This window comes from Actinoplanes missouriensis 431, from assembly GCF_000284295.1.
Lineage (GTDB): Bacteria > Actinomycetota > Actinomycetes > Mycobacteriales > Micromonosporaceae > Actinoplanes > Actinoplanes missouriensis.
The window spans coordinates 3,020,457-3,046,355 of the sequence record NC_017093.1 but is presented as its reverse complement, the minus strand read 5'-3'; the positions used below and the strand labels follow the sequence as shown (position 1 = coordinate 3,046,355).

Sequence of the window (25,899 nt, the reverse complement as noted above, 5' to 3'; positions counted from 1 at the left end):
ATCATCCCCAGGAACGACCGCTCCTGACCGGCGTGCGGCAGGTCCGCCCGTACCGGATCGTCAGATTTTGAGTGAGCTGGACGGCTGGGCCGGGGCCGCGGCGCACAGAGCTGCCTCGACGCGGCGGTTGCTGGTCATGGTCGCCGTGACGGCGGTCATCGCGAGCAGGAGGCCGGCCGCGACGTAGAGCGGCGTGCGCACGTCGAACGTGGCGGCCAGCCAGCCGGCGAGGAAAGCGCCGACCGGGGCGGCACACATGGCGAGCATCCGGGACGTGGAGGCGACCCGGCCGATCAGGTGGGCGGGGACGATCGCCTGCCGGAGGGACGGGGCCAGCACCATCGTGGCGCCCATGGCCGCTCCGCAGGCGGCGAGGGCGAGGCCGGCGACGTACGGGTTCGGGGCGGCGGCCAGACCCAGGACGGCGAGTCCCTCGACCGCGGCTGTGCAGGTCAGCGCGGTGCCGGTGCCGAGGCGCCGGCCCAGGAAGGAGGCGATGGCCGCACCGATCAGGCCGCCGGTGGCCTCTGCCGTGAGGAGCAGGCCGAAGCCGTAGGTCGCGATGCCGAGCCGGTCGTGCGCGAAGAGGGCGAGGACGGTCCCGACGGCGGTGAAGGCGATGTTCCCGATCGCCGGGCGGAGCGCGAGTCCGAGCAGTAACTGGTCCCGGAAGACATACGAGGCGCCGGCCCGCGCCTGCCGGAGCAGTGACTCGCGGGCCTGCGTGACGGGCCGGGGCATGGCGGGAAGCGACCGGACCAGCAAGGCGGAGAGCGCGAACGACACCGCGTCAGCGAGCAGCGGCGCCGCCCGCCCGAGCGAGAGCAGCGCGCTGCCCGCCGGTGGCCCCGCGAAGCCGGCCATGGCGGTCTGGGCTCCGCGCAGGCGGGAGTTGGCGCGCTCCAGGAGCGCGGGTTCGCGGCCGAGCAGGTCGGGCAGGTAGGCGGTGGCGGCCGTGTCGAAGAAGAGGCCACCGAGCCCGAGCAGGAAGGCGACGGCTGCGAGCAACGGGATGCTCAGCACGCCGAAGGCGGCCGCCCCGACCGGGATCGCGAGCAGCACCGCGCGTGCCACGTCCGCGACCCACATCGTGCGCCGGCGGTCCCAGCGGTCGACAAGCGCGCCGCCGATCACCCCGAAGAGCAGCCACGGCAGCGTTCCGGCGGCGGTGACCACGGCGAGCGCCATCGGGTCCCGGGTCAACGTCAGCGCGAGCAGCGGGAACGCGGCGTGGGTGACCCCGTCGCCGAGCGAGGACACCGTCTGCGCGGTCCACAGTCGCCCGAACCCGGCCGGCAGTTTCCGGACGTCTGCGGTCACTCGGCATCACCTCCGGCCTGCACGCGGGTTGCCGGGTGGAACAGCGCGAAGACCAGTGACGCGTCCGGCAGCGACGGATCGGACAGGTCCCGGTACTCGTCCGCAAGGGCCTGCAACCGCTCCCCCAGCTGCGTGAACTGCTCCTCGGTGAGCCGCAGATGCGCCATCCGCACCTGCCGCGTGCCGTCCGCCGGCGCTGCCTCCAGGTCCGCCACCGCGTTGCGCATCAGCACATCCGGCCGGCCCTCGCCCGGATCCGGCAGCTCGATCGACTGAGCGGCCATCGCGTAGTACCGCTCGGTGACTCCCCGCACCTTCCGGGTCCGCACCACCGTCACCAGGCCGGCCCGCTCCAGCAGCCGTACGTGGTAGCTGGAACTGCCCTTCGCCAGCCCCACCCGATCGGCGATCTGCGTGATCGTCGCCGGCTCGAAGCGGAGCACGGCCATGATCCGGTGACGGGTGAGGTTGGCGACGGCGCGTAGCTGCTCGGCCGTGGTGACGTGAAACGTCTCGGGTAGATCGTCCGCAGGCATGCGCTCAATGGTCAACGTTTCTTGACCATTGCGCAAGGCCTTTCCGCGCGATCGCGTCGCTTCGCACCGCCCGCAGTCAGGTTTCGCAGCGCAGAACTTGACCCGGCGGGCCGGGCCGCCGTCGACCGACGAGGCCGCCACCTTCTGGTCGACCGCCGAGATGGTGCCGTTCGACGAGGCCACCTGGCTCACCGACCTAGTGGCCCGAGGCAACGCATGAGTGCCTCCCCTTGTCGTGGCCACACTCTCGTGGCTCTTTGTGTCGCGATGAGACCATGTGGGCCATGAACGGCGAGGTCAGATCGAAAAGCGCGGCCGTCCAGTGTGCCCTCTTCGCCACGGGCATGACGGCCGGCAGCGCCGCCCTGCTCTTCCTGGGTGTCTTGGCGGGCGGCGGGCTCGAGGTGGCCTACACCGGGGGCGCGGTCCTCGGCATCGGATCCCTGATCCTTTACGGCACAGCTCTGTGGCTACGCCTGACCGGCGCACCACAGCGGAATGAGTAACGGAAGCTTTCGTTGATGACGGTTTTCGGCTGCCGAAACTGCGACGCCACACTGACGGTTCCGGTGTCGAGGGTGGCGCTGCCCGTCCACGCGGATCAGAAGTACGGGAACGGGCCGGGATCGCTGGCACCGGCGCTGGAGCCCGGCACGTTCGCGGTGGATCCGCTGCCCTCCGGTTCGCCGTGGCGCCGGTGGAAGGAACTCGAATCCGGTCAGGCCGAGTCGCTCGGCTGGTACGCGCCGAGGTTCAGCATCTCCACCGGGCCGGTCGGCCGGGTGCTGCTCGTCCCGGGGGACGTCCACGGCGCCGTCATCGACCCGGCGCTCGTCGGCGACTCCGCGTGCTGTGGCCTCGACGGCGGCGAACCCAACATGGCGTGCGACACCTGCGGCATACCCGTGGCCATCCGGATCGACGACTGCGGCCTGCGGCAGGCGATCTGGCTGGACCCGCGGACCACCCGCATGCTCGACAACGGTCCCGGCCCGCACCCGGTGCTCGACTGGACGGAACTGATCGACCAGCGGCCCGGCATCCCGCCGTCCGAACCGAGCGGCGGCTGGAACCCGATGTGGGCGGCCGCCGCAGCTTCGGCGCTGGCGCATCTCCTGACCGCTTCGGGCGGCGACCCGATGGCGATCCCGGATCCCCGGGTCGCCGAGGTCTTCCGGCCCACTCTCGACCGTCTCGTCGGCCCGGTCAGCCCGGGGCCGGAGCGCACCCTGGTCCTGGCAGGGCCCGGCCTTCCGGACCCCGACGGCGACGTCGCGCTCATCCCGGTGCATCCGCAGACCGGCGAACTCTGGCCGGTGGCCCCGCCGGTGAAACCGGTCCCGCTGGCCTGGGACGCCTGGCGGCACCTCGCCTTCCACGCAGCCCCGAAGCCGGTCGGGCGGACGGTCCCGATCCCGCCGGAAGCCCTGCCGGCGCAGCTCCCGGCTCACCGGTTCCAGCCCGACGGTCAGATCTTCCTCAGCGTCCTGGCCCGACTGCCCGAGGTCAGGCAGCCACGGTTGCGGGCCATCTACGAACGAGGCCGTCCCTACAGCTACACGGTCTATGCTTTCTGACCGCCTGGCTCGCCGTGACGGCGGCTTTACCCTCATCAGCAATCAGCACGCCTGAGGGCCGGAGAGTAAGAAAGCGTTACGCCGACCTGTCGATGGGGGCGTTGACGGTTTCGTGGAGCTTCATCGGCGGATCATCAAGCTGATTGGCGAACATTCTGCGATGTGAAATTCGGGCGGGATTGTTCGTTGAGTGGCCGCGGATTATCGGGTGATGGCGCAGCTTTCCTTGTTTCCCACCCGGAATCTTCGGGATCGGACGCTGCGCCGCAATTATTCTCCGGCGGCGGAGGAGTTCCGGCGGGAGCACGAGCGGCACCGTTCGTGGGGTCTCACCCAACGCCACGCCCGGCGCCTGCACCAGTTACGAGAAGCCGAGGAGCGCGCCGCGGTCTCCGCCCAGCCGCCGTGCGGGGCCCCACAACCCGATGGTGAAGCGCCACTCGACTGCGCGAGTGAGCCCAGCGCCACCCCGGACGATGCAGTCGTGACCAAGGCGGATCAGCGTGATGCGGGGAAGGGTGAAGCGCTCGTGCCGGACCCTTCGCCTGCCGCGACCGAGGGTGTGGAGGATGCAGCTGGAAACTCTGCCCAGGACGGAAGCCGAAAGGCCAAGGGCCCGCATTCCAGGTCACCGGAACCACGCGCGAAAGGGCTCCGGAAATGGGGTTCCTACGCCCTCCCGACGACCACCCGAAGTCGCCCCCGTTCGGCTATTCAAGAATCGGCGAAACGACCAGCTCGGGCCTCCACGGAGAACGCACTGAATTCGGCACGACAAGATGCCCTGTACGGCCGGCCACCAGCCATGACGGTGGCAGTCGGCCGCATTGCGGTCCTGCTGTGCCGGGGCACTGTGCGGCCTGCGAAGTCACCGTAGCGTTCGGACCGTGGGTGCCAAGACAGCGTTGCTGATGTATACCGATGGCGTTGTGGCCGAGGCGTTGCGGGGCACGGTCGAGGGCCCGGAGCACCGTGCCGGAGCCGGGTGACGGCGGGGCTCGTAAGGTCATCGGGTGAACGTCTATGACATCGCCGGTCGGCTGCCCTCGATTCCGGTGCTGCGCGACCGGTGCCGGGCACTGGCCGTTCTGGAGTTGATCCAGGGCACCGGGTACGAGTACTACAGCTACACCGCCTGGGGTGACAGTGAAGCAGCGCTGATGAGCAACGGCAGCGGCGACGAGTACACCATCGTCTTCGGCGACGCCGGCGTATTCATCCGGCTGTTCGACCACGAGTCCGCGATGTCGCCCTATGCCGCCGATGACGATATGGCGCTCTGGCCGGGACTGCTCGACGGGCTGCCGCCGGAGTTCGCCGGACAGGTCGCCGATCCGGCGTTCTGCGACGGCGACGACCTGATCGCGACAGCGGTGCTGTGGCGGCGGACCGGCGACGACCGCTGGCACGCCGGCGCCGGCATCACGTTCCCGCCGGCCCGCGGCCCCTACGACATCAGCCCGGACGGCACTGACCGGCTCAGCATCCTGTGCGACGACATCGTCGACGCGTACGTTGACTTCGCCAGCGACTACTACGAGACCGAGATCGACCGGGATGCGGTGGCGTACGTCGCGGCGCTGCGGCCACTCACCGACGACGTGGTCCGGGCGCTGAACCCGGAGTCGAGCCTCGCCGCCGTCCGTACGGAAGTGGCCGCGGCCGGCTACCCGATCGCAACGGCGGTCAGCTAGTGCTCTGACCAAGAGCGTCCTGGGCCAACCCGATCGAGGCACAGTTCGGACCGCTACGCACCTTCGTGATCGCCGGCTCGAACCATCCGAACCACACCGCCCTGGCCCGCAAACTGCACGCCTACCTGCGCTGGCGCAACACCCACGCACGCCACCCCGACGTCCTGGCCGCCCAACGCCGCGAACGCGCCCGCGTCCGCGTCCGCAGCGAGAAAGGCATCCGCTGGGGCGGACGACCTCTCGCCTGCGCCGCCTGAACTACCGTGCGGCCCGCAGTGCCGCAGCGACCTGCACAACATCCAGATCAACGACGACCTCCTCGCCGTCCCACACACCGCGCTCACTGACGGCCAGGCCGATCCAAGCCAGCTCGGCGGCGTCATCACGCAACTCGTACTCCTCGCGGCTCTCCTCGCCGATCTCGTCTGTCTCCTCCCGATCCCAGGCCGCGACCGCCGACTCGGCCAGAGACCGAGGCAAGCGCACGCTGACCCGATTGACCTGGGACTCCAACTGAGTACCAATCGCCGCCAGCACAGTTCGATCCTGCCGATATCGCACGTACTGCTCTTGGCCGCCCACGCCTCGAGGCTACTGGGAGCCCAGCCGGTGAACGTTATTGGTCACGGCACTAGCTGTGATGTCCAGGGACGTTGGTCGAGGAAGTGCGACCACTCGATCTGACGATCAAGACCTGATCTTGTGAACAGATGAAGGCCTCCAACGGTGCAGTGGAGCTGTCACGGAACCACTCTCACCAGGCTGGAGGCCTTCATGTCCCACGCTAACGCCGCGCTGACCCCACGAGCGCGATTGCGGCTGGCGCGTCTGATCGTGGACCACGGCTGGTCACCCGCACGAGCAGCCGAACGCTACGACGTGTCCTGGCGCACCGCCGCGAAATGGGCCGGCCGCTACCGCGCTGAAGGCGAAGCCGGCATGCACGACCGCTCGTCACGACCCCACCGACAGCCGAACCGGACCCCGGCACCGGTGGTACGCAAGATTCTGCACCTACGCCGTAAACGACGCTGGGGTCCGGTCCCGATCGCCGATGAGATCGGCCTGGCAGCTTCCACCGTGCACGCCGTCCTGCTCCGCCAGCGAGCGAACCGGCTGTCTCACCTCGACCGTGCCACCGGCGAACCGATCCGCCGCTACGAACACGCCCAGCCCGGCGACCTGCTGCATGTCGACGTCAAGAAACTCGGCAACGTGCCTGATGGAGGCGGCTGGCGCTACCTCGGCCGTCAGCAAGGCAAGAAGAACCGGGCCACCACGATCGGCAAGCCACGCAACAAGCACTACAACCCCATGATCGGCACCGCGTTCGTGCACACCGTCATCGACGACCACTCCCGCGTGGCCTACGCCGAAATCCACGACGACGAAACCGCGGTCACCGCCACCGCAGTCCTACGCCGCGCGACCACCTGGTTCGCCGAACGCGGCGTCACCACCCGGCGAGTGCTGTCGGACAACGGCTCCGCCTACAAATCACACCTCTGGCGAGACACCTGCGCCGAACTGGGCATCACGGTGAAGAAGACGCGCCCTTACCGGCCTCAGACAAACGGCAAGATCGAGCGTTTCCACCGCACCCTGGCCGACGGCTGGGCCTTCGCCAAGCTCTACACCTCGGAGAAAGCCCGCCGCGCCGCACTACCCGCATTCCTGCACGACTACAACCACCACAGACCCCACACCGCCATCGGCAAACTGGCACCCATCACCCGGTTGAACAACCTGGCTGGACATCACAACTAGCGCCGTCCAGGCTGAGGGCACGCATGGTCGGTTCGCGCCGACCCGGCGGGCCCGCTCGGCCGTACGACAGTGCGTTGGACCTTGCTGCGTTAATGGCAACGGGATGGGAAGCTGGATCGACACACCCCGAAGGAGCATCGAACATGCGGCTAACCGCAGCCGGCGCGGCACTGCTCGCCGTCAGCCTGACTGGCGCAGTAGTCAATCTGTGGGCGCGCGATGCGTTTCCTGATCGGTGGGGCGGTCCCAACATCGGGGGCGGGATGCTCCAATTGATGTTCTACGGTGGCGTGCTCGCCGGCGCTGCGCTGGCCGTCGCCGGCCTCACCAGGTTGCGGCGCGACCGCAGGCCGTAACCTCCGGCAGACCTTTCAACCAAGGGTACGCATCGTGTCCCAGACTCCGATTACCAACCGGAACCGGCGGCCCACACCTATCGAGATCTCATCGATGAACTCAGCGTGAGGCCGTGAGACGCGCTCTCGGGCGTACCAGGGTGTAGAGGATGCCCGCGAGGAGCACCGCGCCGACCGCCGTGAACATGACCGGGAAAGCCGTCCAGCCGTGCCAGCCGCGGACCACCCGGGCCCGCCCGGGCTGATCGGCGCGGTAGGAGAGCTGAACGGTCCGGCCCACCTGCGGCAGTTCCGTGACGGTCTTCGGATCAGCGAACGTCGCCGTCTCGCCGTCCTGTGTCTCAGAAGGTGTAGACGGGCCGATAGTGGGTGGTCCAGATCGTCCGGTCCTCGTTGGCGGAGCGTGTGGTGCGGAAGCTGGTCGTGGTCGCCGTCGTGACGATTCCGTCGCCGTAGGCGGACTGTTCCGACCGGAGCTCCCAACCGAGCCCGAGGAAGGTCGCCGCGGTCGCGGAGAGCACGACCGCAGCCCCGACATCAACGATCTTCATTGCGCCAGCGTAGGGACCCTGGTCAACGCGGTGCCTGATCATGGATACATGGATGAGACAGCGGACTTCGACCGGCTCTGCCGGATCGTCTACCGCGCGGCCCGGGCAGGAGCGGTGGACTGCACGGACACGTTCGACCTGGCCGCGTCCGTGCTGGAGTTCCGCCCGGCTGATCCGGACGCCACCGAGCTGGCGTCGCAGAGCCTCGATTGCGCCCCGGGGAGCCGGCTGCACAGGGCCGAACTCGCCCTCGTTGTCCTGGCGAAGGCCGACTTCGCTCCCGGCTTCGCGGAGGAGCCGGGTTGGCTGGTACGCCTGCAGGAGGCCATGCGCCTGGTGAACCGGGACATCGCGGCGAGCGGCCTGCCTCACGGCTGCCGGCTGCGCGTCCGGGAGAACGCCTATGCCGAAACCTGGGACGGTCACACCGGATCAGGGCAGGGAGTCCTCCCCGACTCCGGCGCCGACCCGGTGTCCGCGCTGGTGGCGGTGGCCGACGATGCGCAGGACGCGGTGATGCACGCGCTGTGGTCGGCATGGCCGGAGTGTCCCGCGCACCGGCGCGGGGTCCACGCCCGACGTCACGGCGGAGCCGCGGTCTGGTGGTGCACTGGTGAAGGAGGTCATGGTGTCGCCCGGATAGGCGACTGGCCACGCCCTTGACGACCCATCGAGGTCACCCGATCATCGGCGGGTGGCTCCCTCTCCGTACACACTCGACGGCGCGCGCGAAATTCTCACCGGACCGGTGGCAACCGTCTGACGAGGGATTGGATCTCGGGTGGCCGGGAATGTGCGGAACATGACGCCTTCCCGCGGATCCAGCTCCGTGAGCCGCCACGCCGACCGCCTGGTGCGCATCGATCGGTCACTGCCACGCACCGTGGGGCACCCGGTGCGCGCCGTGGTGATCGGCGGCGGCATCGCGGGAATGACATCGGCCCTGCTGCTCGCGGAGCGCGGTGTCGCGGTGACCCTGCTGGAACGCGACGAGCGGCTCGGCGGCCGGCTCGCGGCGTGGCCGAGACAGCTGGTGGACGGGTCAACGCAGATGGTCGGCCACGGGTTTCACGCCTTCTTCCGGCAGTACTACAACTGGCGCAACATCCTGCGCCGGATCGACCCCTCGCTGTCGTTCCTCCGCCCGGCCGAGCGTTACCCCGTGGTGTCCCGGGCCTGGCCGGACGAGGACTTCGGCGGGCTGCCCCGGACTCCACCCTGGAGTCTGCTGGCGTTGATCGCCCGCTCCCCCAGCCTGCGGATGCGCGAGATGCGCGACGTCGACGGCCCGGTGGCGATGGCGCTGCTGCGATATTCGCGTGCCCGGACCTACCGGGAGTTCGACACGATGTCGGCGGCGGACTACCTCGACCGGCTCGCCATGCCGGACCAGGCCCGCGCGTTGCTGTTCGACGTGTTCGCGCACTCGTTCTTCAACCCCGCGGCCGAGATGTCAGCCGCGGAGATGATCATGCAGTTTCACTTCTACTTCCTGCGCAACGCCGAAGGGCTCGCTTTCGACGCGCCCGACGACGACTACCAGACCTCGATCTGGACGCCGCTCTGCGAACGGTTGCAGGCGATGGGCGCGAACATCCGCACCGGCGCCGCCGTCGACCGGATCGAACCGGGCTGGACCGTCACCCTCACCGGCGATACCCGGATCCAGGCCGACCACGTCATCCTGGCGACCGACCCCGCATCCGCGCGCGACATCGTGGCCGCCTCCCCCGCCCTCGCCGAACAGGCGCCGGGCCTGGTGAAGAACATCGATACGGTACGGACCACCGCCCCGTACGCGGTCAGCCGGGTCTGGACCGATCGGGACGTCGCCGCGGACCGCGCGGTGTTCAGCAGTGTCGCCCGCGAGCCCCTGCTGGACTCGGTGAGCCTGTTCCATCGCGTCGAACACGGGTCCGCCCGGTGGGCGCGACGCACCGGCGGCGCGGTTCTGGAACTGCACGCCTACGCCGCCGACGCCGGTGTCAGCGCGCCGGAAGCGGCTCGCGACATGTGGTCGCAGCTGGCCGGGATCTGGCCGGAGGCGAACGGGTTGCGGGTGGTCGACAGCGACACCCGGATCGGTGGTGACGCTCCCGCGTTCGACGTCGGCAGTGACGCCACCCGGCCGGGCGTGTCCACCGACGCCGACGGGCTGTTCCTGGCCGGCGACTGGGTCCGCATGCCGTTCCCCTGCGCGCTGATGGAACGCTCCGCCGCCTCAGCCGCGACGGCCACCAACGCGATCCTGCGCCGCCACGGCGTACGCCCGGTGCAGGTGTACTCGGTCCCGCGCCGCGGGCTGCTGGCCGGACGCTGAGCACCACCGGGCCGGCGAGGTCAGTGGCGCGTCACAACACCGGGCCACGGGGGGCGACCTCGATGGCCGCGACCCCCCGGCCGTAGAGCACGATCAACCGTTCACCGTGTTTGCAGTGCAGCGCGCCGGTGTCCTCGGCCAACGTCGCGATCACGTGTTCGATCAGCTCGTCCTGGCCGGACATGCCCGGTCGCTCATAGGTGATGTCCATCCGGTCGCCGCCGATCAGGCGGACCCGGAGCACGGTACTGGCCATGTCGTCCTCAGGACCGTGCCGTCGGCCCGGCGGCGTGGGCGAGGGCCGACGGGGTACGGCAGCCGACGATGGCGGGCGCCTCCTGGACAAGCTCGTCGTCGGTCAGCGCCTCGACCATGAACTGGGCGAAGTCGATCCGCCGCGTCGTGTTGCTCCGGAGGATCGGGTCGCCGACGTGCCGGCTCCAGACGGGCAGTCCTTCGCTGTCGCCTTCTTCCAGATCGCTGCCGCGCACGACGGTCCACCGGGTGTCACTGGCGAAGACCCGCCGGCATGCCTCCACCTGATCGTCGAGATCGGCGAAGCGGACGAGTTTCGCCACCGGGCCGGCGATCTTCACGAGCGCTCTGAGCTTCCAGGAGTACGTGTCCAGGCCGTCGCGGGTGATGTGCCATCCGCACGAGAAGATCAGCCGGGCGCCGGGCTTCGCGCTGTCGAGGACCGCCTGGGCGGTTCGGGTCGAGTACCTGTCGACGCCGCGCGGAACCAGCACGGTCAGCACGCTGTCGCAGCCGTCGACGCCGCGTTTGACGACCGGGCGGCTGTCGGTTTGTCCCGGCACGATGGTGATCTGGTCGCCGAACACGTCGAGCTTGCCGACGCTGGCCTCCCGGCAGACGGCCACGACGTCGTAGCCGCGGTCCAGGGCGTGCCGCACCATGTAACGCCCGAGTTTTCCAGAGGCGCCGATGATGCAGACGCGGGGCTTCGCGGACGAGGTGCCGTCGTTGCGTGCGGGGGCTGTGTCCATGACTCTCTCCTCGGCCGCGGCCGGTTTTCGTGCGTGAGTAGTGCCTGCGTAAGGAACGCACTCGATCGCTGCGGCGGCGAAGAAGACGTCGGAGAACCCACCACGGCCGAATACCGGTCACCGAGGACCTGGGCGACACCTTCACCTTACGCCTGTTCGGCCCGGACCGGCGATGCGCGAGTCCGCCGCCCCGCCCGGAAGGGGGCGCCCGGGTCCTCGCCAGGTGCTTCCTTCCCGATTGACCGGCTCCGGTGTGGAACTCGCCATCATGTCCATCTGGCACGCGGCGCCCGCTGAGGCCGCCGCGTACACACGGGATGCCGTCAGCGCCCATCCCGGCCGGTTCCTGCTCGGCCTCGGCACCAGCCACGCCGTACTCGTCGAAGGCGACGGCACCGCGTACCGCAAGCCGTACTCGAAGATGGTGGCCTGCGCCGCTTCGGCTGGACCGACGACGACTTCGTCGGCGGCGGCAGCGACAGCCTCGTCGACGCCCTGATCCCCTGGGGTACGCCGGAGCAGGTCGCGGACGGGATCGAGAAACACTACCGGGCCGGTCCGGACGAGGTGGCGATCCAGGTCCTCAACGGCGGCGACGCGACGTCGTTCCCCGCCGCCGCGTTCCGCGACCTCGCCGCCATCCTCATCTGACGCCGCTGTCCCGCCGGGCTCCGATCCCGCCGTCGCGGGGTCGCCCGCGCCGGGGCATCGTCAGGTACAGGCACCGGCTGTGACGGCAGGCGGCCTCCACCCGAGGTTCACAGGTGTCCGAGATAGCGGTGCACGCCCGGCAGCCGCCCGGCGGTGACCACCGCGGCGGAGGCGCGGCGGAGGACCATGTCGGTGCCGGGGGCGGCGGCGGTTCGCACGATCACGTCACGGGGCTGCGCGTCCACGGTGATCGGCGCGCCGACGAACGCCTCCGCCACCAGCGGCGGCCGGGACTCCGGCGGCGCCGGCTCGGCGGGCACCTCCCGGCAGGTCAGGCAGGTGCCCGTGACGCCGCCGTAGACGTAGCGCCCGACCGCCTCCCGGTCCACCGGCCGCCAGCGCCGGTCACCGCAGCCGGAGCAGGAGACCCCCGGCACGTACGCCACCGCGACGGCGTGCGCGTCCTCGGCGTGGCGGGCGTCGTCACGGCCGTACCCGGAACCGGAGCCGCCGCCGAGCCACCGCGGCCGAGGCCCGGGGGCGCACGCCCAGTAGCGGCGCGCGCGGGGGTAGTCGGTAGCGGTCGCCCACGGATGGCTCCGGAGCACCAGTGAGAGCAGGATGCGCCCATCCCGGCCGGTCGTCAGCGCGAAGCGGTCTGCCTGTTCGGTCACGGCGGCCAGCATCGGCAGCCCGGGCCCCCGGCTGCGGTTTTCCCGCACACGCAACCAACCCGCAACCCGGGGCCGCAGGATCGGCCTACGCCGGCGCCGGCGTCAGCTTGTAGTGCAGGCGCACCACTGTCGCCGACCACAAGCGCAGTGAATGGTCCGCCCGGAGCACGCCTTCACGGTCCACGAAGACACGGAAATCCTCATGGATGGGCATTCGCGCGGCGTGCACACGGCCCCCGCCGCGCACGACGGCATAGGCGCCGTCCCGGCCGAACAGGCCCGCCGGTGAACTCAATTCCAGCGAATGGTCGGGGAGCACCTTCGGTCGCAGGAAGACCTGCACGTTGCCCTCGGGGAGGGGAAAGGCGACGTGCACGCTCGGTTGGGCGGACCCGGGCAGCAGCCGGGTGGAGTAGCACCCGCTGTAGACGTATTCGCCGGTGGAGCGCAGTGTCCGTAACCATCCGGCCGCCCGCTGCTCCCCCTCGGCGTCCACGATCGCCACCACCCGGCTGTCCATGCCGAGGGCGACATCGAGCGGCCTGGTCGGCAACGCCAGCTGCTGAACCCGGCGTCCGAAACCGCGCAGCACCAATTCGCCGCCGGGCAGGAAGAACGGGTTCCATTGCGCCCATACCTCCATCCGCCAGTTCGACGTGTGTTCGTAGAAATCGCGCACCTCGGGGCGTAAGGCGGACGCCCGGAATTCCGGTCCGTCGAGCTGTGCCATGTCGGCCAGGAGTCCACCGCCTGTCCGCTCGTGCGCGGCGCCGCCGTAGGACGCCGCGGCCTCCTCCAGCCAGGTGTCGCCGATCGTCTCGCGGTGGTGCATCGGAGCAGCCAGCCACTGATGGCGACGTGCCAGATCGACCGGACGGCCGGTGAGGCGCCAGAAGGCGCGGGTCAACCCGTCGACATGCGGCATCCATGACGTCATTGCCCGCACGGTTGCTCGTGGGCGCTCTTGCTGGCGAGCACCTCCCGCAGCTCCGCGAGCAGGTGGCGCGGGGAGATCGGCTTGGTGAGGTACCGGTCGGCGCCGGCGTTCATGCCCGCCGTGACCTCGCTGCCCAGCGCGTTGGCGGTGAACATCAGGACCGCGGTGCCGCTGCCCTCGGTGCGGCGTACCAGCCGGCACAGGTCGATGCCGTCGATCGTCGGCATCCGGACGTCAGTGATCACCGCCGTCGGATGCCGGGTGGTCAGCACGTGGGCGGCGGCTTGACCGTCACCCACGCTCACCGTCTCGTACCCGGCGGAGTGGAGGACGAAGTCCAGCATCTCGCGGATGTCAGCGTCGTCCTCGGCGATCAGGATCAGGTCCTCGGTCATCGGGCCCCCTCGTCCGCGTGCCCATTCTCATATCGGCCGGCGGCGGGAGTGCATGAGCGGGTACGGCACCGGACCGTTCACCCGTTCGGTCGCACGTCATCCCGGCGCCCGTCCCGGCACGGACCTCTTCGTCATCATGACCTTGACTGCGGTCCGCAGAAGAAGGCCGCAGAAGAGGGCCGCAGGAGAGGGCCGGGGAGAAAGCGGGGAGACCATGCCTTGGTGTCTGCGGGTGGCCGCCGCCTGCGTCGCGGTGAACCTCGTGGGGATCGCGGTGTCCGCGCAGCCGGCCGCCGCGTCGTTGGCGTTCGACGAGAAGACGGGTGTCGGTTTCGTCGACAAGGCGCATGTGCAACGTGCCTTCGGGTGGAGCGCGGCCATGATGCAGGAGAACGCCCGCCACGTGATGATCACAAGCATTCGCAAGCAGAGGTACGCCGCCACGTGCTCCCGTGCCGCCCCGCCCGGCGCCCGGAAGAGGACGATCCGGGTCACCGTGACGGCGGCCACCGTGATCAGCACCCGGGTCACCTACCAGCCCCGGGTCAAGAACCAGATGACCGGCATCGCCCTGACCGGACGCCAGTCCACCACCGTGAGCGGGGTCCTCCCCCGGCCGGGGCAGCCGTGCGGCGCCCGGTCCGGCAGGTGGACCCACGTCGACCGGACCGGCACGACGATCGCCGTACGCGCCCGGTTCGGTTCCCGGGTCGTGCGGCTGCGCTGACCCACCGCTCAGGCGGTGGACGGGAGGCTGGCCACGCTGCCGTAGAAGCGGTTGATCTGCTGCACGACCGCCTCGAACGCGTCGAGTTCCATCGGCTTGGTGATGTAGGCGCTGGCGTGCCCGGAGTAGCTGCCGACGATGTCCGGCACCGCGTTGGAGGTGGTGAGCACGACCACCGGGATCGCGGTCAGCTCGGCGTCCTCACGGATCTCGGCGAGGACCTCGCGGCCACCCATCCGGGGCATGTTGAGGTCGAGCAGGATCAGGTCCGGCCGCTGCACGCCCGCGTAGACGCCCTCGCGGCGCAGGTACTCCAGGGCCTGAGCGCCGTCGGCGACCCGGTGCACGTGCGGCGGGACCGCTGCCGTCTCCAGGGCCTCTTCGATCATCAGGGCATCCGCGTCGTCGTCATCCACGATCAGCACGTCGAGAGCCCGTGTACTCGTCACCACAGCCACCTCCTCCACCATCGTTCCACCTCGGCCTGAACGCTTGTTCGAGAGCAAACAATAGCGGCCCGGCCGGGGTAGGGACCCGGCACCCGCGGCCCGCCGGTCAGGCGGCCTGGAAAGAGCGCCGGGAGAGGCCGACGCCGTAGCCGTCGAGCGTCGTGACGACCGGCGCGGTGGGGTCGGTGGCCGCGCCGAGCGTCACGAACAGCGGGGTGAAGTGTTCGACGGTCGGGTGGGCGTAGGGCATGCCGGGCGCGGCGGTGCGGAACCGGGCGAGCTCGTTGACGTCACCGCGGGCCAGGGCGTCGGCGGCCCAGGCGTCGAAGTCGGCCGACCAGCCCGGCACCTTGTTGTGCATGATCATCTCGCGGTTCAGGAACGGCAGCCCGTGCGTCATGTGACCGGAGCCGATCACCAGCACGCCCTGCTCCCGCAGCGGCCGCAGTCGCCGGCCGAGGGCGAGCAGCTTGTCCGGGTCCTCGGTGGGCAGGCTCAATTGCAGCACCGGGATGTCGGCTGCCGGGTACATGATCTTCATGGGCACCCAGGCGCCGTGATCCAGGCCGCGCCGGTTGTGCTGGTGCACCTGTTCGGTGTCCGGCATCATCGCGGCGACCTGCCGGGTCAGGTCACCGGCGTCCGGGGTGTCGTACCGGAAGGTGTAGTAGAGCGCGTCGAAGCCGCCGAAGTCGTAGACCAGCTCGTCCGGCTGGACGGCGCTGACCGACAGCGGGGCCGACTCCCAGTGCGCGCTCACGATCAGGATCGCCTTCGGCTTGGGCAGGTTGCGTGCCCACGCGTGCAGCGGGTCGAGCCACTGCGGGCTCTCGAACGGCATCGGGCCGCCACCGTGCGAGAGGTAGAGGCTGGGCATCGGCCCGTCCTCGGGCGTCCAGGCACGGTGCGGGTCGGCCTGCTCGAGAGCGGCGACCCGCCGCAGGTGCGCGGCGAACGGGTGCTCGGCCGGAATACGGGCGTCGGCGATCGCGGTGGCTTCGCCGGGGCTGCTCGGGGTCACGGTCACTCCTGAGGGCGAATCTCTAATTGAACCTTCAACAACTCCCACCGTACGCCGTGAAGGTTGAATGTTCAATAAAAGTCCGCCAACTCCTCAGCCGGGGCCGATCCAGCCGCGTAGCTGCTGCGCGGCCTGAGCCGGGTCCATCGCCTGGATGGCGCGCTGCCGCTCCCGATCGTCACGGTGGGGCGCCGCGCTGATCGGTGCGACGGCGGTGGCGGCTACCGGCGAGGGCTGGAGCTGCGACTCGACGCGCAGCGGTTCCCGCCAGTCGGCCTGCACAGGGACCGCCCGGCTCCGCCTCCGCCGCCACCGCAGAGCAGCCAGCAGCATGACCCCGGCCAGCAGGAGAAGTGCCCCGGCGATGAGCAGCGCGGCGTGCGACTCGGTCTCCGGCTGGGCGACGGCGGCCGCCTCGGTGTGCATCGGCATGGCGGTGACCGTCACCCGGTCGCCGCGGCCGGCGTCGGCACCGGCCGCCACGCTGACCAGTTCACGGACTTGAGCCAGGTCGACCTTCGCCGCCGCGGTGTCGTCGACGAGGACGGCGACGGAGAGCCGGACGACGTCGCCGGGTGCCTGCCGGCGGGTCTCCCGCAGTTCGTCGAGCGCGGTGACCCGGGACTCGGTGCTGCTCTCGTACCGTGTGCCGCCGTTGCCGGCGGTGTAGGAGCGCGCGCTGATCCGCTCCGACAGGGCGCCGGTGGCCGGGTCCCAGGCGTGAGTGGTGCTGGAGGTGACGACCTGGTCGAGGTTCAGTTCGACGCTGGTGGTGACCGCCGAGCGGCCGGGGCCGAGGACGGCGTCCAGCATGCGCTGCAGGGAGCTGTCCAGCCGCTGCTGGAAGGCCACGCTGGCGGCGTCGGCGCCGAGCGCCGGCCGAGCGGTCGCCGGTCGTTGCGACACCGGGGATTCCGCGTACGCGGGAACGGCACTCCCCACCATGCAGGCGGCGAGGGTCAGGGCCAGGAGCGCCGCGACCGGCCTCCCGGCGCGCGCCGTCGCGGGCGAGTTCTGCACCGGCCTGCCTCCTCACGGATTCATCGGGCCTGACTCATCGCCCGGGAGCACGCCCAGTTGAGATGTCCGGCGGCGACCGATTCGCGTGTTCCCGTTCACAGATCAACACGACCTCAGCGTCACCGGGCATGAGCGTGGCGTACCGACAAACCTCGCAGCGGGCTTCCGAATCGGACATCGCCTCGCACCACGACCACTCTGTGTGAGCATCGGGGCGGAGGCGGACCGCTGCGGGCCGGGCTATCAAGGAGGGGCGGCGGGCACCTGCCCGCCGGTCGTGCCGACCGGACCACGCCGAGCCCTGCCCCGGTCCGGCGGCACGTGCCCGCATGACGAGTCATGAGGCATTCCGGGGCAGGGACGGGGGAACCACTATCGGTCCTCGACCGGCACGCCGCCCGCGGCGGCCGGAGAGTTGAGGACCTCGGGGTGAAGCCGCCGACGTGCGGCCGGGCATACCTTCGCGCCCGAATCCGACAGCTAACCTCGCAGGCGTGCCGGAGGGATTCCTTCACCGTGCGCGTACGCATCTCGAGCCGGCCCGCCCGTACGCTGGGAGCCGGCACCATCGCCCTGTCCGTGGGTCTCGGTCTTCTCACCGGCGGGGTCGGCACACCGCAGCCCGCCGTCGCCGCCCCGCAGACGACCGCGGTCGCCGCCACCTGGACGGTGTCGTCGGCCGGCGCGGTCACGAGCCGGGCCACCGTCAGCGCCTCCGCCAAGGCGAAAGCGGCCGGCAAGCGGGTCGTGTCCGAAGCGGCCCGGCACAAGGGCAAGAAGTACAAGTTCGGCGCTGCCGGGCCCAAGCGGTTCGACTGCTCCGGCTTCACGAAGTACGTCTACAAGAAAGCGGCAGGCAAGAAGCTGCCGCACAAGGCGAACTCGCAGCAGCGGTACGGCAAGGCCGTCGCCAAGTCCAAGAAGCGCCCGGGTGACCTGATCATCATCCGCAAGGGCACGCGCGGCACGCACGCCGGCATCTACGCCGGTGGCGGCAAGATGTGGTCGGCGCCGCGGACCGGCAAGACCGTCTCCAAGCAGAAGATCTGGAGCAAGAACTACGTGGTCCGGCGCCTGGTCTGACCCTGGCGCGACGCCGCCCGCACTCGCCGATCCGGCAGGTGCGGGCGGCGCGGCCGACAATAGGATTCGCCATCGGGCTCGGTCAATACTTTTTGTTTGCAGAAAAGTTGCAGTAGCACCTATCGCAAAGCGCGACCCGTTGACTCGTACATTAATTTCTCTCTATTCTCGCCAGGAAAGCGCTTTCCCCCCGCTAGAGGGCGCTGTCCATCCCCACATGAAGGTGAGAATTCGATGAGAAGAACGATCGCCGTCCGATGGCTGGCCGCGGCCGCCACCGCGGTCGCGAGCGCCGCGATCATGGTGGCGCTGCCGTCACCGCAGGCCCTCGCCGCCGACAACCTGAGCCTCGGCGCCGGCGCGGACGGCTCCAGCAAGGCCGGCGGCACCAGCTACGGCAACGTCCGCGACGGCAACACCGGCACCTACTGGTCGCCGGCGAGCGCGACCGGATACGTCTCAGTGAAGTGGAGCAGCGCCACCACGGTCTCCTCGGCCGTCATCAAGCAGGCCTCCGGCGGCGGCTCGATCAGCGCCTGGCGGGTGCTCAACGCCGACAGGAACAGCGTCCTGGCGTCCGGCAGCGGCAGCCCGAGCAGCATCACGTTCGCCGCGACGTCGCTGAAGAAGCTCACGTTCGAGATCACCAGCGCCTCCGCCGCGCCCCGGATCGCCGAGTTCGAGACGTACAACGGCGGCTCCACCCCGACCGGCAACCCGACCACCAGCCCCACCGCCGGCCCGAGCCCGACCAGCGGCACCGGCACGCCGACCGGCGCCTGGCCGTCCTCGGCCGGCAACGTGTCGATCAACGACACGATCACCGTCTCGGGCGTCTTCGACGGTGGCATGAAGACGTACTGCTGCATCGGTGACGGCTCACAGAGCGAGTCCCAGGACCCGATGTTCAGCATCGCCAACGGCGGCACCCTGCAGAACGTCATTCTCGGCTCCCCGGCCGGCGACGGCGTGCACTGCGAAGGCACCTGCACCATCCGCAACGTGTGGTGGAACGACATCGGCGAGGACGCCGCCACCTTCAAAGGCACAGGCGGGGGTACGAGTTACGTGATCGGTGGCGGAGCGAAGTCCGGCAGCGACAAGACGTTCCAGCACAACGGCAACGGAACCGTCAGCATCTCCGGCTTCTACCTCAGCGGCTCCGGCAAGCTCTACCGCGGCTGCGGCAACTGCACCAACTCGTACCAGAGGCATGTGCGCATCGACAACGTGCTGCTGAACAACATCGACATGGTCGCCGGCATCAACAGCAACTGGGGCGACACCGCCACGATCACCCGCGTCACCCTGACCAACAGCTCCGGCGCCACGGTCTGCGGCAAGTACCAGGGCGTCGCCAAGGGCAGCGAGCCCAAGTACCTCGGCGAGGGCTGGAACGACGCCAACTGCAAGGTCACCCAGAGCGACATCACGTACAAGTAGGCCCGGTTCGCGGCGGGCCCGGGAGGCGACTCCCGGGCCGCTCGCGCGGGTGGTCGTGACGAGTGGATGTCGGCCGCCGTTTCGGCGCGGCGGCCTGTGGCACACTGCGCACCATGACACCGGACGCCGCCGGCGCTGTCGCTCGATAGGCGCAGCGGTTCCACGCAACGGTCGGCGAGCGGCATCATGTCGCATCGCCGCTCGGAGCGTGGCTTCTGCTCGCGCTGTGCGCGTCGGCGAGCGACAGCACGACCAGAGCCGCGCTGACCGACACGCTTGGCATGGACCCAGCGTCCGCCGCGGAGATCGCCGCAACCGTGCTGGAGCGGGGGCACCCGCTGGTGGCGTCGGGCACTGCGGTCTGGCACCGGCCGGGCGCCGATTCCGATCCGATCCGCGATTGGTACTCGAGTCTGCCGGCGCAGGCTCACACCGGGCCGCTACCAGAGCCGGCGCTACTTGACGCGTGGGCCCGAGAGCCGCGATGGCCCGGTTCGGCCGCTACGGATTCGAGGCGGCCGCGGTCACCGGATTCGCCACTCATGACAGCGAGCCAGCAGCAGGCGTGATACGAACTGCGGATCTGCGGTTCGGGCATCCATACGCCGTTGTCGCCGTCGCGACGGACCTCGAATTCGACGCGTATGGCCGGCCGATGCGAGGCCCCTGGCATGGAGTTCCGGTGTTCTCCGGATGGGTCAGCCAACCTGAGGACGTACCGGACGACGAGCCTTCTTGAGGCCGAGGGATCCTTCGCCACCGCGGTCCAGCCGGCCGCGCCGGCCAACGCGCGCTGCGCGCCGCCCGCGACACCTTCGACAGCCTCGGCACCACACCCTGGGGCGACCTGGCCCGCCAGGAGCTTCGCGCCTCCGGCGCAACCAGCCAGCGCCATACCGTCGAGGCGCACGACCTGCTCACCCCGCAGGAACTGCAGATCGCCCAGATGGCCGCCGACGGCATGACGAACCGCGAGATCGGCGAACGGCTGTACCTGTCGCACCGCACGGTCAGCACCCACCTGCGCCGCATCTTCCCGAAACTCGGCGTCACCTCCCGGACCCAGCTCGGCGCGATGGTCCGCAGCCGCGCGAGCCGGCCCGTCTGATCACTTCACCGTACGGATGATCCGCGGCGCCTCGACATCCTCGTTGCGGATCAGAATGCCGGCCCGCTGCTGCGGCGAACAGGCGGCGAAGTAGATGCGCTGCGCCTCGACGTACCGTCGCATCTCCGGATGACCCGGATCGGGGTTCGTGCCGTCGCGGCGGGCCATCCGCCTCGCCGTCACCTCGAACGGCACCTCCAGGAACACCGACAGGTCCCACACACTGCCGATCTCGTCACGGTGCAGGAACAGCCCGTCGACGATCAGGACACTCCCCGGCGGCGCGGTCCGTGACGGCGGATCGAGAACCCCGTCGGTGGCCAGGTCGTGCGCGGCCGGCCGATAGCGCCGCAGACCGCCGGGACCGAAGGGATCGAGTACGTCGGCCCGGAACCGTTGATAGTCATACGAATCCCGCCAGAAGCCCTCCGGGGACTCACGCCCCAGCCGGTAGCGCACGGCCCGGACGTGGTGGAAGTCGTCCAGCGACACCCGGACGACCGGCCGCCCGAGCGCCCGCACGGCCGCGGCGAGCTCGTCCGCGAAGGTGGTCTTCCCGGAGCCGTCCGGCCCGTCCACGGCAACCCGGAGGCAGCCGCCGTCCCCGCGCACGGGAATCCGCCCCGCCACATGTCCGACAACATCGCGCCGCTGCTGAGACATCCCCACCGAGCCAGGATGCCAGGTCACCCGCAGCCGGCCACCTGACGGCCGCACTCGGGCACCCCTACGAGGACTCGGCGGGAAAGACGTGATGCTCGCCGCCCCTGACCAGGACACGCCACGACTCCACCCTTCCGGAGGAATCAATAAAGGCATTCAGCGAATAGTCGGGTGACCACGTGATAATGAGATCCCCCAACCCGCCCACGATAACGTCTTCAACCACGGGCTTACGGTGACCCAGTATCGCCGTGAAGCGCCTTGCCCGATCGTCAAAAACCGTCGAAAAATTGTTGAACGCCTCGGACCGGCTTCCCTTGAGTGGAAAATCGATGTCCCTGGAGCCCACGATCACGGCATCGCTTCGCTGCACCCGAAATGGACACTGGAGATGAACGCCGAGGACCTGGCCGTCTTCTCCGACAAGCTCCAGCACGCCCATGTCGGCAGCACGGCCCAAGCTCCGGATCGTCGCGCCGATCAGCAGAGCACGGACAGCCTCCGCATCAATCACAGGACCCGGCCATCCCTTCGCGCCGCATCTCCAGCCTTGAACGAGTTCGACGGAGGCAGTCGTGATCGGCTCTTATAAATCGCGAGGATAGATTCTCAATTCCGGCACCCTCAGCGCAAGACTCGCGCCCTCAACGACGTTGGTCAGCGGCCCAACCGGCTCGAGCAAGATGAGGTCTTGACCTACCCGAAATTCGATGATTCCGTCGTCTCCGATTCTTTCAGCGCGTCCAACGACGACAACCTCGCCGCCGCCCTGCGCCACCGAACTTTGGGGCACCACGAAAGCCGGACGAACCGAGATGATCCTTTCCTCGGAGACTTCTACCTCGGCTTCCAATTCTCGCCCGACCGGAATCTCTCCAGGCCCAGCCCAACACCCCACCACAGACTCACCACCGGACCGGAAGCGAACCTGCCCGCGGGCCGCGTCGAGGACTTCCTCAATTTCAATTCTCATAACGACTCACTTCAGTCTTGGTCAACCTGACCAGGCTTGAGGGGTCCGCTCACTGCCGGTATAGGTGACCACACTGCGGTCCAGAGGCGCCTCGTGGTGGTGGACCGCATCTCCGAACCGACGTGGAGGTCGCCGGCCGTTACTCGTTGGCAACGCTGCCGTCCTGGGTAAGGGAAAGGTATGAGCGAGCAGCAGTGGACGCCGATTGAGGAGACGCCCGAGGTGGCGGCCGCCGTCCGGGACGAGAGCACGGTCCCCGAACTGGCCAGCGAGGACGCCGCCGACGAGAGCCCGGAGTTCGTGGAGCCCGCCGAGGACAGCGACCCGCACTGAGGTCATGGTGGTCGTGGCCGGGGACCGATCTGCGAAGCGCTTCCCCGCACAGATCGGTCCTGGTCATCGATTGACGGTCATGCACCCTCGGTGAGGTTGCCGGCCGCCTCGTCGTAGCCGGCCGGCGCGGGCGGCTCGGACGGGGCGTAGACGACGCGGATGACGCCGGTCGGGTACGCCTCGGTGGCGATCACCTTGAGGTGGTACGCGCTGTCGCCCTCGTCGAAGAGGCGCTGGCCCTTGCGGGCGGCGACCGGGTGGACGAGCAGGCGCAGTTCGTCGATCAGCCCGGCCGCGAGCAGCTGCTGGACCACGGTGATCGAGCCGGGGATGAGGACGCCCTTGGTGGCCGGGTCGGCCTTGAGCGCGCGGACCGCGTCGATCAGTTCGCCGTCGATAAGCTCGCTGTTGCGCCAGGTGAAGGTGAGGTTCTGCCGGGAGACGACGACCTTGCGCAGGTCGCCGATCTGCTTGGCGAACGGGGCGTCCTCGCCCCCGGCGGTCTCCCGGTCCGGCCAGGCGCCGGCGAAGCTCTCGTACGTGCCGCGCCCGAGCAGCAGCGTGTCGGCGGTCTCGTAGTCCTCGTTGACAGCGCGTCCCATGTTCTCGTCGAAGTAGGGGAAGTGCCAGTCGGGGTCGATCTCGGCTACGCCGTCGGCCGAGATGAACAGCGTGGAGATGACCTTCGCCATGGTGGTGTTCCCTTCAGGTGAACTGGTTTCGCCGGGGTAGACCGGGCCGGTCGCCGGAACTCATCGGTCGTCCGCGAACATCTTCTTCCATTGACACTCAGGTGGGGGGGACGGATGCGCGAGCAGGGATCCTGGCGGATCGACGACACGAACGCGGTGGCGGAGTTCCGGTACGTGCCGGACGGCGCCGGTGAGCTGGTGGAACGCCTCCTCGGGCGGCCGGAGGAGGATCCCGAGCTGTGGGAGTCGGTGCTGATCGAGGAGATGTTGCGGGATCCGGCGATGGCGGGGCTGCGGTCGCTGCGGCTGTGCCTGACCGATTTCCATCATTCGGCGCGGCGGGCCGCGGTGGCGCTGGCCGGTCGGCGGTGGGAGCGGCTGACCGACCTGTGGTTCGGTCATGAGTACGAGTATCTCTACCAGCCGGCGATCACGTCGACCGGTCGCCGCATCGACCCGCTGGACCGGCTGCACGAGGGGTTCGTCGGGGACGCGGGCGACGCCATGTGGGCGGCGCTGCCGAATCTGCGGACCTTGACCGTCGAGGGCGCCCTGCTCTTCGACCGGGTCGTGTCGCCGTCGCTGACCTCGCTGCGGCTGCGCGGCGTGGTCGGCTCGGACGGGTCGGTCTGGCCGGGTCCGCTGCCGGCTCTGCGGTCCCTCGAGCTTGACATCCAATCCGATGTGTACGGCGTGGAGTGTCCCGTCACCCAGCTCGAATGGCTCACGGTGCGGGACTATCCCGCGCTACGGAGCCTGGATCTCAGGCGGGCCGCGTTCGACGTCAGCGACGGCGGAGTGCTGGAGATCCTCGCGGCCAATCCGATCGTGGCCCAGTTGGAGCGGCTGCGGGTGGCGGACCTGGACGAGGCGGTTCCGGACGGGTTCGAGCACCTGGAGCTGACCGTGGGCGCGCCCCTCGACGGGGAATGACTCCCGCCGATCTCCAGCTGACCCACCAAGCCCGCGAGCGCGGTCGGTGTCGTGCGGAGGAGACACGGTCGGGGGGTTCCGGATAACCGGTTGGCTCGTCTGGGGAACGACGACATACTGCCGCGATGAGTCTTCCCGTTCTGGTCGTCGGTGCCGGACCGGCGGGGCTGGTCGCCGCGCTCCAGCTCGCGCGCCGCCGCTGCGACGTCCGCGTCGTCGACCGGTCGGCGGGGCCGGCATCGGGTTCGCGGGCGAAAGGGATCCAGCCGCGCACGCTGGAAGTGTTCGAGGAACTCGGCGTCGTCGAGGAGATCGTGGCGTCCGGCGGGCCGTTCCCGCGGTGGCGGACCTACCGGGAGGGCCGTCTCGCCTGGGAGAAGTCGATCTACGACCTGCTCGGCACGGGTCAACCGGTCGCGGATCCGGCGATCCCCTACCCGGAGACCTGGATGATCCCGCAGTGGCGTACCGAGGAAGTGCTCCGTGACGCGCTGCGCCGGCACGGCGTGGAGGTCGAGTACGACGCGGCGATCGTCGCGCTCGACGACGGGTCCGGGGTCACCGCCACGATCCGCCGGCCCCGCGGAGACGAGCGCCTGCGCGCGTCCTACGTCGTGGCGGCGGACGGCGCCGCGAGCACCGTGCGGAAACTGCTCGGTGTCACGTTCGACGGGGTCACCCGGGACGATGAACGATATGTCAACGCGGACGTGCGGACCACCATGCTGGACCGTTCGTACTGGCACAACTGGTCGCAGCGGGACAACCCCGCGGCCCGGGTGTCGGTGTGTCCGCTGCCGGGCACGGACGTCTTCCAGTTCGTTGCCCCGTTGCTGCCCGGCGACGACTCCACGGTCGGCCTCGCCACGATTCAGCGACTGTTCGACGAGCGGTCCGACGGTGTGGCGGTGACCTTCGACGACGCTCCGTGGATCGCGGTGAGCCGGGCGAACGAGCGGCTCGCGAGTCGGTTCCGGATCGGCCCGGTGTTTCTGGCCGGCGACGCCGCGCACGCCGTTCCGGCAGCCGGCGGCCAGGGTCTGAACACCGCCGTTCAGGATTCGCACAACCTCGGGTGGAAGCTCGCGGCGGTGTTGCGCGGCGCGCCGGACGACCTTCTGGACAGCTACGAGGAGGAACGCCGTCCCATCGCGGCTCGCTTGATGAACGGACTGGACGCTACCGACGACCGCGGTGAGGTGACGGACATCTTCCAGCTCCGGAACAACTACCGCGGACGCCGGCTCAGCGTCCAGACCCGCCCGGCGCCGGGAACCGTGCACGCCGGTGACCGAGCACCGGACGGCCCTCTGAGCCTCCGGGACGGCTCGGCGCCCCGGCTGTTCCCCGTGATGCGGGACGTGGAGCTGACCGCTCTCGCGTTCGGGGCCAGGGCGGCCGAGGAGAGCGACGCGGTGCTCCGCCGCCACGCCCCGGCGGATTCCTTCCGCGTCCTCGACGTGCGCGAGCACTCGCCCTCCACCGCGGACACGATCGCCGCGATCTACGGTGTTGCACCCGACGAAGAAGCCCTTTTCCTGGTACGCCCCGACGGTCACATCGGGCTCGCAGCCGGCGACTGTTTCGCCGAGAGGCTGGACACCTACCTCCCGCACCTGACTCCCGGCGTCACCGCCTGACAGCGCCGATCCGGGGAAGGCCGCCCTTC

Annotated in this window: 33 protein-coding genes, 1 pseudogene and 1 riboswitch; of the genes and pseudogenes, 17 read left to right on the top strand and 17 right to left on the bottom strand. The window is 69.7% G+C overall.

From position 1 onward, the window contains the following. Positions 1 to 60: 60 nt before the first annotated feature. Both AMIS_RS14285 and AMIS_RS14280 read right to left on the bottom strand, forming a co-directional pair. Entirely contained in the window at positions 61 to 1,320 is a 1,260-nt protein-coding gene (locus tag AMIS_RS14285) for an MFS transporter (RefSeq protein ID WP_014443017.1), read from the bottom strand. After that, positions 1,317 to 1,856 (bottom strand): ArsR/SmtB family transcription factor, encoded by a 540-nt coding sequence (locus tag AMIS_RS14280; RefSeq protein ID WP_014443016.1) that lies wholly within the window; start codon positions 1,854 to 1,856, stop codon positions 1,317 to 1,319. The genes AMIS_RS14285 and AMIS_RS14280 overlap by 4 nt, the downstream gene beginning before the upstream one ends. A 97-nt stretch (positions 1,857 to 1,953) precedes the next feature. Between AMIS_RS14280 and AMIS_RS44620 the strand changes: the two genes are divergently transcribed. The 5 genes and pseudogenes from AMIS_RS44620 to AMIS_RS14255 all read left to right on the top strand — a co-directional run. Next, positions 1,954 to 2,076: a hypothetical protein gene (locus tag AMIS_RS44620; protein WP_269447714.1), complete on the top strand. Its 123-nt coding sequence runs from the start codon at positions 1,954 to 1,956 to the stop codon at positions 2,074 to 2,076. A gap of 64 nt (positions 2,077 to 2,140) precedes the next feature. Then, positions 2,141 to 2,362: a hypothetical protein gene (locus tag AMIS_RS14275; RefSeq protein ID WP_157434861.1), complete on the top strand. Its 222-nt coding sequence runs from the start codon at positions 2,141 to 2,143 to the stop codon at positions 2,360 to 2,362. Between the two features lie 15 nt (positions 2,363 to 2,377). Then, positions 2,378 to 3,433, top strand: a complete 1,056-nt coding sequence (locus AMIS_RS14270) for a hypothetical protein (RefSeq protein ID WP_014443014.1) — start codon at positions 2,378 to 2,380, stop codon at positions 3,431 to 3,433. Positions 3,434 to 4,446: 1,013 nt separating this feature from the next. Continuing rightward, a complete protein-coding gene (locus tag AMIS_RS14260; protein WP_014443012.1) occupies positions 4,447 to 5,127 on the top strand; it encodes a hypothetical protein in 681 nt (226 codons plus the stop codon). Between the two features lie 14 nt (positions 5,128 to 5,141). After that, positions 5,142 to 5,384, top strand: a pseudogene (locus tag AMIS_RS14255) (IS630 family transposase); the annotation flags it as partial. A gap of 1 nt (position 5,385) precedes the next feature. Here AMIS_RS14255 and AMIS_RS14250 read toward each other — a convergent pair. Beyond that, on the bottom strand, positions 5,386 to 5,709 hold the full coding sequence (locus tag AMIS_RS14250) for a hypothetical protein (RefSeq protein WP_014443010.1): 324 nt from the start codon (positions 5,707 to 5,709) through the stop codon (positions 5,386 to 5,388). Between the two features lie 192 nt (positions 5,710 to 5,901). Between AMIS_RS14250 and AMIS_RS14245 the strand changes: the two genes are divergently transcribed. Both AMIS_RS14245 and AMIS_RS42660 read left to right on the top strand, forming a co-directional pair. Further along, positions 5,902 to 6,894 carry an IS481 family transposase gene (locus AMIS_RS14245; protein ID WP_014443009.1) on the top strand — a complete coding sequence of 331 codons (993 nt, stop codon included), beginning with the start codon at positions 5,902 to 5,904 and terminating at the stop codon, positions 6,892 to 6,894. Between the two features lie 143 nt (positions 6,895 to 7,037). Next, complete coding sequence (locus AMIS_RS42660; RefSeq protein ID WP_157434860.1) at positions 7,038 to 7,250, top strand: hypothetical protein; 213 nt, start codon at positions 7,038 to 7,040, stop codon at positions 7,248 to 7,250. Between the two features lie 100 nt (positions 7,251 to 7,350). Here AMIS_RS42660 and AMIS_RS14240 read toward each other — a convergent pair whose 3' ends face one another. Next, positions 7,351 to 7,530: a hypothetical protein gene (locus AMIS_RS14240; RefSeq protein ID WP_014443008.1), complete on the bottom strand. Its 180-nt coding sequence runs from the start codon at positions 7,528 to 7,530 to the stop codon at positions 7,351 to 7,353. A gap of 61 nt (positions 7,531 to 7,591) precedes the next feature. After that, positions 7,592 to 7,801 carry a hypothetical protein gene (locus tag AMIS_RS14235; protein WP_041829769.1) on the bottom strand — a complete coding sequence of 70 codons (210 nt, stop codon included), beginning with the start codon at positions 7,799 to 7,801 and terminating at the stop codon, positions 7,592 to 7,594. Between the two features lie 48 nt (positions 7,802 to 7,849). Between AMIS_RS14235 and AMIS_RS14230 the strand changes: the two genes are divergently transcribed. Together AMIS_RS14230 and AMIS_RS14225 are read left to right on the top strand one after the other, a co-directional pair. Then, a complete protein-coding gene (locus AMIS_RS14230) occupies positions 7,850 to 8,464 on the top strand; it encodes a hypothetical protein (RefSeq protein WP_014443007.1) in 615 nt (204 codons plus the stop codon). Positions 8,465 to 8,630: 166 nt separating this feature from the next. Further along, positions 8,631 to 10,121, top strand: coding sequence for an FAD-dependent oxidoreductase (locus AMIS_RS14225; protein ID WP_231859303.1), 1,491 nt, complete (start codon positions 8,631 to 8,633; stop codon positions 10,119 to 10,121). 31 nt (positions 10,122 to 10,152) lie between these two features. Here AMIS_RS14225 and AMIS_RS14220 read toward each other — a convergent pair whose 3' ends face one another. Both AMIS_RS14220 and AMIS_RS14215 read right to left on the bottom strand, forming a co-directional pair. Continuing rightward, entirely contained in the window at positions 10,153 to 10,377 is a 225-nt protein-coding gene (locus AMIS_RS14220; RefSeq protein WP_014443005.1) for a hypothetical protein, read from the bottom strand. 7 nt (positions 10,378 to 10,384) lie between these two features. Further along, positions 10,385 to 11,128 carry an NAD(P)-dependent oxidoreductase gene (locus AMIS_RS14215; RefSeq protein WP_014443004.1) on the bottom strand — a complete coding sequence of 248 codons (744 nt, stop codon included), beginning with the start codon at positions 11,126 to 11,128 and terminating at the stop codon, positions 10,385 to 10,387. Positions 11,129 to 11,396: 268 nt separating this feature from the next. On the opposite strand from AMIS_RS14215, the gene AMIS_RS43665 reads away from it, so the two are divergent. Further along, complete coding sequence (locus AMIS_RS43665; protein WP_197538014.1) at positions 11,397 to 11,627, top strand: hypothetical protein; 231 nt, start codon at positions 11,397 to 11,399, stop codon at positions 11,625 to 11,627. A 259-nt stretch (positions 11,628 to 11,886) separates the two neighbouring features. Here AMIS_RS43665 and AMIS_RS14205 read toward each other — a convergent pair whose 3' ends face one another. From AMIS_RS14205 to AMIS_RS14195, 3 genes are all read right to left on the bottom strand, one after another. Next, entirely contained in the window at positions 11,887 to 12,453 is a 567-nt protein-coding gene (locus tag AMIS_RS14205; RefSeq protein WP_157434859.1) for a hypothetical protein, read from the bottom strand. Between the two features lie 85 nt (positions 12,454 to 12,538). Continuing rightward, positions 12,539 to 13,378, bottom strand: a complete 840-nt coding sequence (locus tag AMIS_RS14200; RefSeq protein ID WP_157434858.1) for a hypothetical protein — start codon at positions 13,376 to 13,378, stop codon at positions 12,539 to 12,541. An 8-nt stretch (positions 13,379 to 13,386) separates the two neighbouring features. Next, positions 13,387 to 13,785, bottom strand: coding sequence for a response regulator transcription factor (locus AMIS_RS14195; RefSeq protein WP_014443000.1), 399 nt, complete (start codon positions 13,783 to 13,785; stop codon positions 13,387 to 13,389). 214 nt (positions 13,786 to 13,999) lie between these two features. Between AMIS_RS14195 and AMIS_RS14190 the strand changes: the two genes are divergently transcribed. Then, positions 14,000 to 14,512 carry a hypothetical protein gene (locus tag AMIS_RS14190; protein WP_014442999.1) on the top strand — a complete coding sequence of 171 codons (513 nt, stop codon included), beginning with the start codon at positions 14,000 to 14,002 and terminating at the stop codon, positions 14,510 to 14,512. 8 nt (positions 14,513 to 14,520) lie between these two features. Here AMIS_RS14190 and AMIS_RS14185 read toward each other — a convergent pair whose 3' ends face one another. The 3 genes from AMIS_RS14185 to AMIS_RS14175 form a co-directional block, all read right to left on the bottom strand. Further along, positions 14,521 to 14,982, bottom strand: a complete 462-nt coding sequence (locus tag AMIS_RS14185) for a response regulator (RefSeq protein ID WP_014442998.1) — start codon at positions 14,980 to 14,982, stop codon at positions 14,521 to 14,523. Positions 14,983 to 15,067: 85 nt separating this feature from the next. Continuing rightward, positions 15,068 to 15,982, bottom strand: a complete 915-nt coding sequence (locus AMIS_RS14180) for a dioxygenase family protein (protein WP_157434857.1) — start codon at positions 15,980 to 15,982, stop codon at positions 15,068 to 15,070. A gap of 93 nt (positions 15,983 to 16,075) precedes the next feature. Further along, a complete protein-coding gene (locus AMIS_RS14175) occupies positions 16,076 to 17,002 on the bottom strand; it encodes a flagellar M-ring protein FliF C-terminal domain-containing protein (protein WP_014442996.1) in 927 nt (308 codons plus the stop codon). Between the two features lie 332 nt (positions 17,003 to 17,334). Further along, a riboswitch (cyclic di-AMP (ydaO/yuaA leader) is annotated at positions 17,335 to 17,512 on the top strand. 6 nt (positions 17,513 to 17,518) lie between these two features. On the opposite strand from AMIS_RS14175, the gene AMIS_RS14170 reads away from it, so the two are divergent. From AMIS_RS14170 to AMIS_RS44850, 3 genes are all read left to right on the top strand, one after another. After that, positions 17,519 to 18,085 (top strand): C40 family peptidase, encoded by a 567-nt coding sequence (locus AMIS_RS14170; protein ID WP_014442995.1) that lies wholly within the window; start codon positions 17,519 to 17,521, stop codon positions 18,083 to 18,085. Positions 18,086 to 18,319: 234 nt separating this feature from the next. Further along, complete coding sequence (locus tag AMIS_RS14165) at positions 18,320 to 19,528, top strand: pectate lyase (protein ID WP_014442994.1); 1,209 nt, start codon at positions 18,320 to 18,322, stop codon at positions 19,526 to 19,528. 748 nt (positions 19,529 to 20,276) lie between these two features. Continuing rightward, the gene (locus tag AMIS_RS44850) at positions 20,277 to 20,636 is read left to right on the top strand and encodes a helix-turn-helix domain-containing protein (RefSeq protein WP_157434855.1); all 360 of its coding nucleotides are present in this window, start codon (positions 20,277 to 20,279) and stop codon (positions 20,634 to 20,636) included. Here the strand turns inward: AMIS_RS44850 and AMIS_RS14160 are convergent, their stop codons facing one another. The 3 genes from AMIS_RS14160 to AMIS_RS42645 all read right to left on the bottom strand — a co-directional run bounded on the left by AMIS_RS14160 (position 20,637) and on the right by AMIS_RS42645 (position 22,272). Further along, positions 20,637 to 21,299: a nucleoside/nucleotide kinase family protein gene (locus AMIS_RS14160; protein WP_014442992.1), complete on the bottom strand. Its 663-nt coding sequence runs from the start codon at positions 21,297 to 21,299 to the stop codon at positions 20,637 to 20,639. Between the two features lie 64 nt (positions 21,300 to 21,363). Continuing rightward, complete coding sequence (locus AMIS_RS14155) at positions 21,364 to 21,813, bottom strand: hypothetical protein (RefSeq protein WP_014442991.1); 450 nt, start codon at positions 21,811 to 21,813, stop codon at positions 21,364 to 21,366. A 72-nt stretch (positions 21,814 to 21,885) separates the two neighbouring features. Continuing rightward, positions 21,886 to 22,272: a hypothetical protein gene (locus tag AMIS_RS42645; RefSeq protein ID WP_157434854.1), complete on the bottom strand. Its 387-nt coding sequence runs from the start codon at positions 22,270 to 22,272 to the stop codon at positions 21,886 to 21,888. A 180-nt stretch (positions 22,273 to 22,452) separates the two neighbouring features. Here AMIS_RS42645 and AMIS_RS43365 point away from each other — a divergent pair, with 180 nt between their 5' ends. Next, positions 22,453 to 22,605: a hypothetical protein gene (locus tag AMIS_RS43365; RefSeq protein ID WP_014442989.1), complete on the top strand. Its 153-nt coding sequence runs from the start codon at positions 22,453 to 22,455 to the stop codon at positions 22,603 to 22,605. Between the two features lie 77 nt (positions 22,606 to 22,682). On the opposite strand, the gene AMIS_RS14150 is transcribed toward AMIS_RS43365, so the two are convergent. Continuing rightward, a complete protein-coding gene (locus tag AMIS_RS14150) occupies positions 22,683 to 23,297 on the bottom strand; it encodes a dihydrofolate reductase family protein (RefSeq protein WP_014442988.1) in 615 nt (204 codons plus the stop codon). Positions 23,298 to 23,411: 114 nt separating this feature from the next. Between AMIS_RS14150 and AMIS_RS14145 the strand changes: the two genes are divergently transcribed. Together AMIS_RS14145 and AMIS_RS14140 are read left to right on the top strand one after the other, a co-directional pair. Continuing rightward, on the top strand, positions 23,412 to 24,230 hold the full coding sequence (locus tag AMIS_RS14145; RefSeq protein WP_014442987.1) for a hypothetical protein: 819 nt from the start codon (positions 23,412 to 23,414) through the stop codon (positions 24,228 to 24,230). A gap of 125 nt (positions 24,231 to 24,355) precedes the next feature. Then, entirely contained in the window at positions 24,356 to 25,870 is a 1,515-nt protein-coding gene (locus tag AMIS_RS14140) for an FAD-dependent oxidoreductase (RefSeq protein WP_014442986.1), read from the top strand. Positions 25,871 to 25,899 lie beyond the last annotated feature (29 nt).

What these genes read in the sequence shown, in the direction of transcription:
- AMIS_RS14280 (WP_014443016.1), bottom strand. Translation starts at nt 1,856, where the DNA reads ATGCCTGCGGACGATCTACCCGAGACGTTTCACGTCACCACGGCCGAG.
- AMIS_RS14275 (WP_157434861.1), top strand. Translation starts at nt 2,141, where the DNA reads ATGAACGGCGAGGTCAGATCGAAAAGCGCGGCCGTCCAGTGTGCCCTC.
- AMIS_RS14270 (WP_014443014.1), top strand. Translation starts at nt 2,378, where the DNA reads ATGACGGTTTTCGGCTGCCGAAACTGCGACGCCACACTGACGGTTCCG.
- AMIS_RS14245 (WP_014443009.1), top strand. Translation starts at nt 5,902, where the DNA reads ATGTCCCACGCTAACGCCGCGCTGACCCCACGAGCGCGATTGCGGCTG.
- AMIS_RS42660 (WP_157434860.1), top strand. Translation starts at nt 7,038, where the DNA reads ATGCGGCTAACCGCAGCCGGCGCGGCACTGCTCGCCGTCAGCCTGACT.
- AMIS_RS14235 (WP_041829769.1), bottom strand. Translation starts at nt 7,801, where the DNA reads ATGAAGATCGTTGATGTCGGGGCTGCGGTCGTGCTCTCCGCGACCGCG.
- AMIS_RS14230 (WP_014443007.1), top strand. Translation starts at nt 7,850, where the DNA reads ATGGATGAGACAGCGGACTTCGACCGGCTCTGCCGGATCGTCTACCGC.
- AMIS_RS14220 (WP_014443005.1), bottom strand. Translation starts at nt 10,377, where the DNA reads ATGGCCAGTACCGTGCTCCGGGTCCGCCTGATCGGCGGCGACCGGATG.
- AMIS_RS14215 (WP_014443004.1), bottom strand. Translation starts at nt 11,128, where the DNA reads ATGGACACAGCCCCCGCACGCAACGACGGCACCTCGTCCGCGAAGCCC.
- AMIS_RS43665 (WP_197538014.1), top strand. Translation starts at nt 11,397, where the DNA reads ATGTCCATCTGGCACGCGGCGCCCGCTGAGGCCGCCGCGTACACACGG.
- AMIS_RS14200 (WP_157434858.1), bottom strand. Translation starts at nt 13,378, where the DNA reads ATGCCGCATGTCGACGGGTTGACCCGCGCCTTCTGGCGCCTCACCGGC.
- AMIS_RS14195 (WP_014443000.1), bottom strand. Translation starts at nt 13,785, where the DNA reads ATGACCGAGGACCTGATCCTGATCGCCGAGGACGACGCTGACATCCGC.
- AMIS_RS14190 (WP_014442999.1), top strand. Translation starts at nt 14,000, where the DNA reads ATGCCTTGGTGTCTGCGGGTGGCCGCCGCCTGCGTCGCGGTGAACCTC.
- AMIS_RS14185 (WP_014442998.1), bottom strand. Translation starts at nt 14,982, where the DNA reads ATGGTGGAGGAGGTGGCTGTGGTGACGAGTACACGGGCTCTCGACGTG.
- AMIS_RS14165 (WP_014442994.1), top strand. Translation starts at nt 18,320, where the DNA reads ATGAGAAGAACGATCGCCGTCCGATGGCTGGCCGCGGCCGCCACCGCG.
- AMIS_RS14160 (WP_014442992.1), bottom strand. Translation starts at nt 21,299, where the DNA reads ATGTCTCAGCAGCGGCGCGATGTTGTCGGACATGTGGCGGGGCGGATT.
- AMIS_RS42645 (WP_157434854.1), bottom strand. Translation starts at nt 22,272, where the DNA reads ATGAGAATTGAAATTGAGGAAGTCCTCGACGCGGCCCGCGGGCAGGTT.
- AMIS_RS43365 (WP_014442989.1), top strand. Translation starts at nt 22,453, where the DNA reads ATGAGCGAGCAGCAGTGGACGCCGATTGAGGAGACGCCCGAGGTGGCG.
- AMIS_RS14150 (WP_014442988.1), bottom strand. Translation starts at nt 23,297, where the DNA reads ATGGCGAAGGTCATCTCCACGCTGTTCATCTCGGCCGACGGCGTAGCC.
- AMIS_RS14145 (WP_014442987.1), top strand. Translation starts at nt 23,412, where the DNA reads ATGCGCGAGCAGGGATCCTGGCGGATCGACGACACGAACGCGGTGGCG.
- AMIS_RS14140 (WP_014442986.1), top strand. Translation starts at nt 24,356, where the DNA reads ATGAGTCTTCCCGTTCTGGTCGTCGGTGCCGGACCGGCGGGGCTGGTC.